This is a genomic window from Streptomyces tricolor (genome assembly GCF_002155905.1).
Taxonomy (GTDB): Bacteria; Actinomycetota; Actinomycetes; order Streptomycetales; family Streptomycetaceae; genus Streptomyces; species Streptomyces tricolor.
The window spans coordinates 1-9,518 of sequence record NZ_MUMF01000173.1; the positions used below are offsets into that span (position 1 = coordinate 1).

Genomic DNA, 9,518 nt, shown 5'->3' on the forward strand with positions numbered 1-9,518 from the left:
CCCTACGGCCCCGCCGCCCCCGAGTCGACGCCCCCGCCACAGGCCGCATGTTCAAGTTGTTCTCCCCTCGCCGGGCCCCTGCTCAGGCCCGCTCCCCACCACTTCGGTGCGCGCATATTAACTGCTTGGTTTTGAGCAGGGTGTCAGGCAAAGGTCACCGTTCCGTCGCAACTTCCGCCCGACACCCGCACCGCGCGCCCCCGCCCCTCACCTGGTCACTTCACCGCGCTGCCCGATTTCCACTCGTTCCAGCCCATGTTCCAGCCGCCGAGGCCGTTGTCGGGAGCGACGGTTTTGTCCTTGCTGTGCACGACTTCGACGATGTCCCCGACGAGGCTGCGGTCGAAGAACCAGCCCGCGGGGGTGTCGGCGCCGNNGCAGCCGTGGCTGACGTTGGCCACTCCGGGGGCCTCCGGGGCCCAGTAGTTGCCGTGCAGGAAGGTGCCGGAGTCGGTGAGCTTCATGGCGTGCGGGACGTCGGGGATGTCGTACTCGGCGCCGAGGCCGACCGTCTGGCTGTTCATGCGGGTGACCTCCAGCATGTCCATCACCACCATCTTCCCGTTGTACGTCGGGTGCTTGGGGGCGCCCGCGGTGATGGGGACGGTGGCCAGGAGGTGTCCGTCGCGCCGCACCTGCATGGTGTGCTTGGCCGCGTCGACCAGGGAGACCTGGCTGCGGCCGACGGTGAAGGAGACCGTCTTGTCCTGGAGGCCGTAGATCCCGGGGGCGCCCTCGACGTCCCGCAGGTCCAGGTCGACGGTGACCTCGGTGCCGGGCTTCCAGTAGCGCTCCGGGCGGAAGTCCAGGCGGCCCTTGCCGAACCAGTGCGGGCGGATCTCGACCGGGGGCCGCGCGCTGACGCGCACCGCGCGTTCGACGGCGGCCCGGTCGGCGATCTCCTGGCTGAAGGAGAGCGAGACGATCATTCCGGTGCCGACGGTGGCCCGGTTCTCCGGGCTGACGTAGGCGATGAACCGCTGGTCGGGGACGTAGGTGGTGAAGGTGGTGTGCCGGGCCGCGCGGCGGCCGTGGGAGTCCAGCGCGACCACGTCGACGGTGTACTGGGCGGCCAGCGCCAGCCGGTCCTCGTCCGGCCGCCAGGTCAGTCCGTCCGCGCCGACGTGCCCCGGGACCGCGGAGACCCGCGCGTCCTGCGACTTGACCACGGTCACCTTCTCCAGGCGCCCGCCGGGCACCCGCACCCGCAGCGGTTGGTCGGGGCGTACGCCCCTGCTGCCGTCGTCGGGGGTCACCCGGATGACGTCCTCGGGGGCCGGGGGCTCGCCCAGTGCCCCGCCCATGCCCAGCGGGCCCGGGCCGTCCGCGGAGCAGCCCGCGAGCAGCCCCGCCCATGTCAGTACGGCGGCCAGCGCGGCCCCCGCGCGCCGTGCGCGTCCAGTTGCGTGCCTCACGCGAGACTCAACGACGGGGCACGCTCCGGGGAAACGTGAGTGCGAGCCACGCGCTGGGCAGAACAGAGGGAAGGACGACACGTCGGGGAGCCTCGCCCAAGGGGTGCCCCCAGCCCGCCTCGGAGCCGTCGGGCGCAGTCGTACCGGGTGGCCGGGGGTGCGAGGACGCTCCCCCGGCCGCTCGGCGCGGCCGGACGCGCCCCTCGGGCGAGCCACTGAGAAGAGGGGCCGACAGTGACGAGCGCAGCCGAGCAGCGGGCGCCGGCCGGGGAGCCGGCCGCCGGGAGCGGGCAACCCGCGGCGGTGAACGGCGCCCGGCGGGCCGTACCACCCGTCCCGGCCGTGTGGCCGGGCGCGCCGACCCCGCTGGGGGCCAGGTTCCGGGTCGGCCCGGACGGGGTCGCCGGCACCAACTTCGCGCTGTGGGCGGCCGGCGCGGAGGCGGTCCGGGTGTGCCTGTTCGACGAGCACGGCCGGGAGACGCGGATCCCGCTGACCGAACTGACGCACGAGATCTGGCACGGCTTCGTGCCGGGCGTGATGCCGGGGCAGCGGTACGGCTACCGGGTGGACGGCCGCTGGGACCCGTGGACCGGCGCCCGCTGGAACCCCGCCAAGCTGCTGCTGGACCCGTACGCGCGGGCCGTGGACGGCGAGTTCCGTCTGCCGCCCGAGGTGTACGGGCACGTGCGGGACTGGCCGGACCAGTCGGTCGCCGACACCGTGCGCGACGAGCGGGACTCGGCGCCGTACGTCCCGAAAGGCGTCGTCGTCCACGACGACGACGACTGGTCCGACGACCGCCGCCCCAAGACCCCCTGGGCCGACTCGGTCATCTACGAGCTGCACGTGCGCGGCTTCACCAAGCTCCACCCGGACATCCCCGAGGAGCTGCGCGGCACCTACGCCGGTCTCGCCCACCCCGCCGCGATCGAGCACCTGGTGAAGCTGGGCGTCACGGCCGTCGAGCTGCTGCCGGTCCACCAGTTCGCGCACGAGGACCACCTGCTGCGCCGGGGCCTGAGGAACTACTGGGGGTACAACTCCATCGGCTACTTCGCCCCGCACGCGGCCTACGCGGCCTCCGGCACGACGGGCGGGCAGGTCGGCGAGTTCAAGCGGATGGTGCGCGCGCTGCACGCGGCCGGCATCGAGGTCATCCTCGACGTGGTCTACAACCACACCGCGGAGGCGGGCGAGCTGGGGCCGACGCTGTCCCTGAAGGGCATCGACAACCGCGGCTACTACCGGCTCCAGGACGACGCCCGCCGGTACGCCGACTACACCGGCTGCGGCAACACCCTGCACGTCGTCCGGCCCCAGGTGCTGCGGCTGATCACCGACTCGCTGCGGTACTGGGTGACCGAGATGGGCGTGGACGGCTTCCGCTTCGACCTCGCGGCGGCGCTGGCCCGCTCGATGCACGACGTCGACATGCTCTCGCCGTTCCTCGCGGTGATCGCCCAGGACCCGGTGCTGCGCCGGGTGAAGCTGATCGCCGAGCCGTGGGACATCGGCTCCGGCGGCTACCAGGTGGGCGCCTTCCCGCCCCTGTGGACCGAGTGGAACGACCGCTACCGCAACGCGGTCCGGGACTTCTGGCGGCACGCCCTGCCCGACGTGCGCGAGATGGGCTACCGCCTCTCCGGCTCCAGCGACCTGTACGCCTGGGGCGGCCGGCGCCCCTACGCCTCCGTCAACTTCGTCACCGCGCACGACGGCTTCACCCTGCGCGACCTCGTGTCGTACGGGACCAAGCACAACGAGGCCAACGGCGAGAACAACCGGGACGGCACGGACGACAACCGCTCCTGGAACTGCGGCGCCGAGGGCGAGACCGCCGACGAGGGCGTACGGGCGCTGCGCCGCCGGCAGCTGCGGAACCTGCTCACCACCCTGCTGCTGTCCACCGGAGTGCCCATGCTGGTCGCGGGCGACGAACTCGGCCGCACCCAGCGCGGCAACAACAACGCCTACTGCCAGGACAACGAGATCAGCTGGCTGGACTGGTCGCTGCTGGAGCAGCCCGGCTGGCGGGCCCTGTTCGACCTGACCTCCCGGCTGATCGCGCTGCGCCACCGGCATCCGGTGCTGCGCCGGCGTGCCTTCTTCTCCGGCCGCGCCCAGACCGCGGACGGGCTGCGCGACCTGGCCTGGTTCACCTCGCGGGGCGCGGAGATGACCGAGGGCGACTGGTACGCGCCCGCCGCCACGCTCGGCATGTATCTGTCCGGGCGGGACATCCCGGGCCGGGACGAGCGGGGCGCGCCGGTGGTCGACGAGAGCTTCCTCGCGGTCCTGCACGCCGGCGACCGGCCGACCGGCTTCGTGCTGCCCGGACCGCCCTGGGCGGAGCGGTACGAGGTGGTCGTGGACACCTCGGTGGAGGAGCAGGCGGAGGCGCCCGGTACGGTCCACCGGGCGGGGACGGAGCTGACGGTGCCGGCACGGACGGTGCTGCTGCTGCGGGTCGCCTGAGCCGGTGGGACACCTGTGCGTGACGCGGATCACGCTCTGCGGGTGCAGCGCCGGCGGGGGCCCAGGGCCTTTCCCCTGATGGAGAAAGAGCCGGCGAGAACGGGGACCGTGAGGATGGAGCAGACCAGGGCCGGTGAGTACGACGCGTTCGTGGCGGCCCGCTGGTCGGTGTTGTTCCATCTCGCCCGTCTGCTCACCGGAGGGGACCGGCATCGCGCCGAGGACCTGTTGCAGGAGTCCTTGGTCAAGCTGTGGTTCGTCTGGCCGAAGGTCGCCGACGAGGCACCGGAGGCCTATGTGCGCAAGGTGCTGGCCAGGGCCGCGGCCCGTTCGGCCCGGCGGCGCTGGTGGGGCGAACGGCCCGTGGAGCAGCTGCCCGAGGTGGTGGCGGCCGGCGACATGTCGGCGACCGTGGCCGAGCGGTCCCGGCTGGAAGCGGCGCTCGCCCAGCTGACGCCGCAGCAGCGGGCCGCCGTGGTGCTGCGCTACTACCAGGACCTGCCCGACCGGCAGGTCGCGGAGACCCTGGGCTGCCCGGTGGGCACGGCCCGGTCCCATGCCGCGCGCGGGGTGGCCCGGCTGCGCCGGCTGCTGGCCGACGTCATCGAGCCGGTGGGGTGAGGGAAGAAGTCATGGATCACTTCGAGCGGCAGCTGACGCAGCTCATGCAGCAGGACCGGCAGCCGGCGCCCTTCGAGGCCCGGCACCGGGAGGCGCTGCGCGCGGGGGTGCGGGCCCGGCGCCGGGTGCGCGCGGCCCGCCGGACGGCCGGTTCCGTCCTGGCGGTGGCCGGGCTCGGCCTCGGACTGTTCCTGTGGCCGCACGGCCACACCGGCGACCGGCCCACCGCGCCGCCCCGCCCGATGACCAGCCCGGGGCCCACGCCGAGCAGCACGCCGTCCCCGTCGCCGTCCCGGTCGACGAGCACGCCGCCGTCCGCGCCGTCCTTCACGCCGTCGGACACCGCGCCGCCGGACCCCGCCTCGACCACCTCCGCGCCGCCCGCCACCACCGGCGGACCGGCCACCGCCACGCACGAACCCGCGTCGGCCACCGCCACCGCCACCGCCCGGGACCACAGCACCACACCGCCGGCCACCACGCCGGTGAGCACGCCCGCCGAACCGTCGGACGAGCCCTCGTCCGTGGTCAGTCCGAGCGGCTAGCCGCCGTCCCGCCGGCTCCCGCACTCCCGCCCACACCCGCCTCGGCACGCCCGACACACCAGAACAAACGGGGAAACACGTGACATACATCCGACCGAGCCGCACGAGCCGGCCGGGCCGGCCGCCGGCCCCCGCGCCGGCGCCCCGGCGCACCCCGCTGCGGACGCCCGTGACCGCCGGCGAGGAACCCGTCCTGGACGTGGTCGTGCCGGTGTTCAACGAGGAGAAGGACCTGGAGCCCAACGTCCGGCGGCTGCACGCGCACCTGCGGGACACCTTCCCCTACCCGTTCCGGATCACCATCGCCGACAACGCGAGCACCGACCGCACCCCGGCCATCGCCGCCCGGCTGGCCGGCGAACTCCCCGAGGTGGCCTCGCTGCGGCTGCCCCAGAAGGGCCGCGGCCGGGCGCTGCGGGCCGCCTGGTCCGGCTCCCGGGCGCCCGTGCTGGCGTACCTCGACGTGGACCTGTCCACCGGGCTCACCGCGCTGCTGCCGCTGGTCGCCCCGCTCATCTCGGGCCACTCCGACCTGGCCATCGGCACCCGGCTGGCGCCCGGGGCGCGGGTGGTGCGCGGGGCCAAACGCGAGGTCATATCCCGCTGCTACAACGCCCTGCTGCGCTGCACCCTGGCCGTCGGCTTCTCCGACGCCCAGTGCGGCTTCAAGGCGGTCCGGCGGGAGACCGCCGAGCGGCTGCTGCCGCTGGTGCGGGACGGGGAGTGGTTCTTCGACACCGAGCTGCTGGTGCTCGCCGAGCGGGCCGGGCTCAGGATCCACGAGGTGCCGGTGGACTGGGTCGACGACCCGGACAGCAGCGTGGACATCCTCGCCACCGCGCTGGCGGACCTGCGCGGGATCGTCCGGATGCGGCGCACCCTGGCCCGCCGCCGGCCGAGGCCGGTGGTCCGGTGACCGCCACCCTGCCCCACATACGCCCGCCGGCCCCCGCGTCCGCGTCCGGCTCCCGCCTGCGGGCCGCCGCCCGCCGGCACGGACCGGTCCTCGCCATGTTCGGCACGCTGAAGCTGGCCGGCTTCTGCTCCTTCCTGTACCTGCTGTCCTCCACCGGGGACTACCGCACCAAGCACCCCCGGTTCGGCGGCGGCGCGCACGCCTGGGACGTGCTGGCCACCTGGGACGGCTGGTGGTACCAGCAGATCGCGCAGCACGGCTACGACCCGAAACTCGTCCCGGTCCCGGGCGCCACCGGCCTGATCACGCTGGAGGGCAACTCGGCGGCGTTCTTCCCGCTGTACCCGGCCCTGATCCGGCTGACCTCGACGGTCACCGGACTCGGCTCGTACGGCGCCGGGCTGCTGGTCTCGATCGTCGCCTCCTTCGCCGCCGCCCTCGGCATCTACGCCGTAGCCGAACGGTTCGGCGGACGGCGGGCCGGGCTCGCGGCGGCCGGGCTGTGGGCGGTGTGGCCGGGCTCGGGCGTGGAGTGGGCGGTCTACTCCGACTCCCTGTACGTCGCCTTGGCCGCCTGGTCCTGCCACGCCGTCCTCACCCGCCGCTGGCTCACCGCCGGGGTGCTCACCTTCGCGGCCGGCCTCAACCGGCCCACGGCCGCGGCGCTGATCGCCGCGCTCGGCGTGGCCGCGCTGCTCTCGCTGCGCCGCCGCGAGGACGGCGCGCTGCGCCCGCTGCTCGCCATGGCCCTGGCCCCGCTGGGGCTGCTCGGCTATCTGCTCTGGGTCGGCAACGAGATGGGCGACCTGAGCGGCTACTTCAAGCTCCAGTCGGGCGCCTGGGCGCACAGCTTCGACTACGGCGAGCAGACCTGGGACGTGCTGACGTCCGTGCCGGTGGGCAAGTTCGACTATCTCTTCGCGTACCCCTTCGCGGACGTCATCTCGGTCGGTGTCATCCTGCTCGCCTGCGCGCTGCTGCCGCTGCTGCTGCGGCTGCGCCCGCCGGCGGTGCTGGTCCTGTACACCGTCCTCACCCTCGCCCTGGTCCTGGGCAGCCAGCAGATCGTCGCCAACATCTCCCGCTATCTGCTGCCCTGCTTCCCGCTGTTCCTGCCGCTCGCGGTCGCCATGCGCCGGCTGAGCCTGCCCGTGCAGTGCACACTGCTGGGCATCGCGGCCCTGGCCTCCGGCTCGTACGCGGGGTATGCGCTGTTCGAGCTGGGGGTGCCGTAGGGCCTATGCGAGGCTGTCCCGCCACGCCTTGTGGAGGTCCGCGAACCGGCCGCTGCCCGCGATCAGTTCCTCGGGGCGGCCGTCCTCGACGATCCGGCCGTGTTCCATGACCAGCACCCGGTCCGCGATCTCCACGGTGGACAGCCGGTGCGCGATCACCACGGCGGTACGGCCCCGCAGCACCGTCGCCATGGCCCGCTGCACCGCCCGCTCCCCCGGGACGTCCAGCGAGCTGGTCGCCTCGTCGAGGATCAGCACCGCCGGATCGGCGAGCAGCGCCCGGGCGAAGGCGACCAGCTGGCGCTGGCCGGCGGAGATACGGCCGCCGCGCTTGCGGACGTCGGTGTCGTAGCCGTCGGGCAGCGCGGTGATGAACTCGTGCGCGCCGATCGCCTTCGCGGCCTGCTCGATCTCCTCCCGGGTGGCTTCCGGCCGGCCGATGGCGATGTTGTCGGCGACCGTGCCGGAGAACAGGAACGCCTCCTGCGTCACCATGACCACACCGCGCCGCAGTTCCGGCGTCGGCAGCTCGCGCAGGTCCACGCCGTCCAGCAGCACCCGTCCGGCGGAGGGGTCGTAGAAGCGGGCGAGCAGCTTGGCCAGGGTCGACTTGCCCGCGCCGGTGGAGCCGACGACCGCGACCGTCTGCCCGGCCGGCAGGGTCAGGTCGAACCGGGGCAGCACCTCGCCGCCGGTGCGGTAGCCAAAGCTGACCCCGTCGAAGACGACCTCACGCCCCGGGATCCCGCCCTTCGGCGCCGGGAGTTCGCGCGGCCGGTCCGGTTCCGGCACGGACGGCGTCTGGGCCAGCAGACCGGCGATCTTCTCCAGCGAGGCGGCGGCCGAGTGGTAGGAGTTCAGGAACATGCCGAGCCGGTCGATCGGGTCGTACAGCCGGCGCAGATACAGCACCGCCGCCGCCAGCACGCCCAGCGCCAGCGAGCCGGACGCCACCCGGTGGGCGCCCCACAGCACGATCGCCGCGACCGCCGTGTTGGCCACCAGGCGCGAGCCGGTCACATAGCGGGCCATCTCCAGCAGCGAGTCCCCGTTCGTGCGCTCGTGCCGGGCGTTCAGCACCGCGAACTCGGCGTCGTTCACGGCCTCCCGACGGAAGGCGCGCACCGGCCGGATGCCGTTCATCGTCTCCACGAACTTCACGATCACCGCGGCGATCGCCGTGGACCGCGCCCGGTACACCCGCCCCGCGCGCCGCCGGTAGAGCCGGATCAGCAGGTACAGCGGCAGGAAGGAGACCACCGCGACCGCGCCGAGGCCGAGGTCCAGCCAGAGCAGCATCGCCGAGATGTAGACGAAGGACAGGATGACGGTCACCAGCTCCTGCAACCCCTCGTTGAGGAGTTCGCGCAGCGACTCGACGTCCGTGGTGGACCGCGAGATCAGCCGGCCGGAGGTGTACCGCTCGTGGAAGTCGACGCTCAGCGCCTGCGCGTGCCGGAAGATCCGCCCCCGCAGGTCCAGCAGTACGTCCTGGCTGACCCGCGCGGAAGTCTCGATGAACGCGAACTGCAGCCCGCCGGAGGCGAGGGCGCACAGCAGATAGCCGGCGGCGACCGCGAACAGCGGCCCGTGCCGGTGGTCCCGGAACGCCGGTACGGCGCTGTCGATGGCGTACGCCACCAGCAGCGGGCCCGCCTGCACCACCGCCTGCTGGAGCAGCAGCAGGAGCGTGGTGACCGCGACCCGCGCCTTCATGGGCGCGAGCAGCGAGCGCAGCAGGGCGGCCGTGGCACCGGGCGGGGTGGGCAGCACGTCCCGGTCGAACTCGTCCCCCGCACCGCCCGCGTCCGCGGTCCGGTCCGACCGGTCCGACCGGTTCGGTTCGTCGTCGTCGGGGACGGCGGGGGTGGAGGCGGTCGTGGTCGTCAACGGGAGTCCTCCTGTTCGCGGGACTGCTCCCCGGACTTCGCGCGGGACTTCGCGCAGGACTTCGCGCGGGGCTGCGCCCCGGGGACAGGACCGGCCTCTTCACCGGCCTCGTCGCCGGACTCCTCGCCGGACATCAGACGGGCGTACTCGGCGTTGTCGCGCAGGAGTTGCTGGTGGGTGCCGACGGCGGTGATCCGGCCGCCGGAGAGCAGGGCGACCCGGTCGGCGAGCAGCACGGTGGACGGGCGGTGGGCCACGATCAGCGCGGTGGTGTCGGCGAGGACCCGGCGCAGCGCGGCCTCCACGGCGGCCTCCGTGTGCACGTCCAGCGCGGACAGCGGGTCGTCCAGCACGAGGAACTCGGGCCGCCCGACCACCGCGCGGGCCAGCGCGAGCCGCTGCCGCTGGCCGCCGGAGA

7 protein-coding genes and 1 pseudogene are annotated in these 9,518 nt (G+C 73.7%); 5 read left to right on the forward strand and 3 right to left on the reverse strand.

What is annotated here, in order from left to right; genetic code table 11:
- Positions 1-215: 215 nt before the first annotated feature.
- Positions 216-1,415: a L,D-transpeptidase gene (locus tag CCN44_RS13700; protein ID WP_208639768.1), complete on the reverse strand. Its 1,200-nt coding sequence runs from the start codon at positions 1,413-1,415 to the stop codon at positions 216-218.
- A gap of 234 nt (positions 1,416-1,649) precedes the next feature.
- On the opposite strand from CCN44_RS13700, the gene glgX reads away from it, so the two are divergent.
- The 5 genes and pseudogenes from glgX to CCN44_RS13725 all read left to right on the forward strand — a co-directional run bounded on the left by glgX (position 1,650) and on the right by CCN44_RS13725 (position 7,210).
- A complete protein-coding gene (glgX, locus tag CCN44_RS13705; RefSeq protein ID WP_189397052.1) occupies positions 1,650-3,893 on the forward strand; it encodes a glycogen debranching protein GlgX in 2,244 nt (747 codons plus the stop codon).
- A 114-nt stretch (positions 3,894-4,007) separates the two neighbouring features.
- Positions 4,008-4,514 (forward strand): SigE family RNA polymerase sigma factor, encoded by a 507-nt coding sequence (locus tag CCN44_RS13710; protein ID WP_059252691.1) that lies wholly within the window; start codon positions 4,008-4,010, stop codon positions 4,512-4,514.
- 11 nt (positions 4,515-4,525) lie between these two features.
- The gene (locus CCN44_RS13715; protein WP_059252690.1) at positions 4,526-5,059 is read left to right on the forward strand and encodes a hypothetical protein; all 534 of its coding nucleotides are present in this window, start codon (positions 4,526-4,528) and stop codon (positions 5,057-5,059) included.
- A gap of 157 nt (positions 5,060-5,216) precedes the next feature.
- Positions 5,217-5,948, forward strand: a pseudogene (locus CCN44_RS13720) (dolichyl-phosphate beta-glucosyltransferase); the annotation flags it as partial.
- Positions 5,949-5,971: 23 nt separating this feature from the next.
- Positions 5,972-7,210, forward strand: a complete 1,239-nt coding sequence (locus tag CCN44_RS13725; RefSeq protein WP_086697800.1) for a glycosyltransferase family protein — start codon at positions 5,972-5,974, stop codon at positions 7,208-7,210.
- Between the two features lie 3 nt (positions 7,211-7,213).
- Here CCN44_RS13725 and CCN44_RS13730 read toward each other — a convergent pair whose 3' ends face one another.
- Complete coding sequence (locus CCN44_RS13730) at positions 7,214-9,100, reverse strand: ABC transporter ATP-binding protein (protein WP_086697801.1); 1,887 nt, start codon at positions 9,098-9,100, stop codon at positions 7,214-7,216.
- Positions 9,097-9,518: ATP-binding cassette domain-containing protein (locus CCN44_RS13735; protein ID WP_244203915.1), on the reverse strand; the 422-nt coding region annotated here is incomplete at its 5' end. The genes CCN44_RS13730 and CCN44_RS13735, both read right to left, overlap by 4 nt.

Bases quoted from the DNA above. Each gene is read 5' to 3' on its own strand.
- CCN44_RS13715 (WP_059252690.1), top strand. From the start codon at position 4,526: ATGGATCACTTCGAGCGGCAGCTGACGCAGCTCATGCAGCAGGACCGG.
- CCN44_RS13710 (WP_059252691.1), top strand. From the start codon at position 4,008: ATGGAGCAGACCAGGGCCGGTGAGTACGACGCGTTCGTGGCGGCCCGC.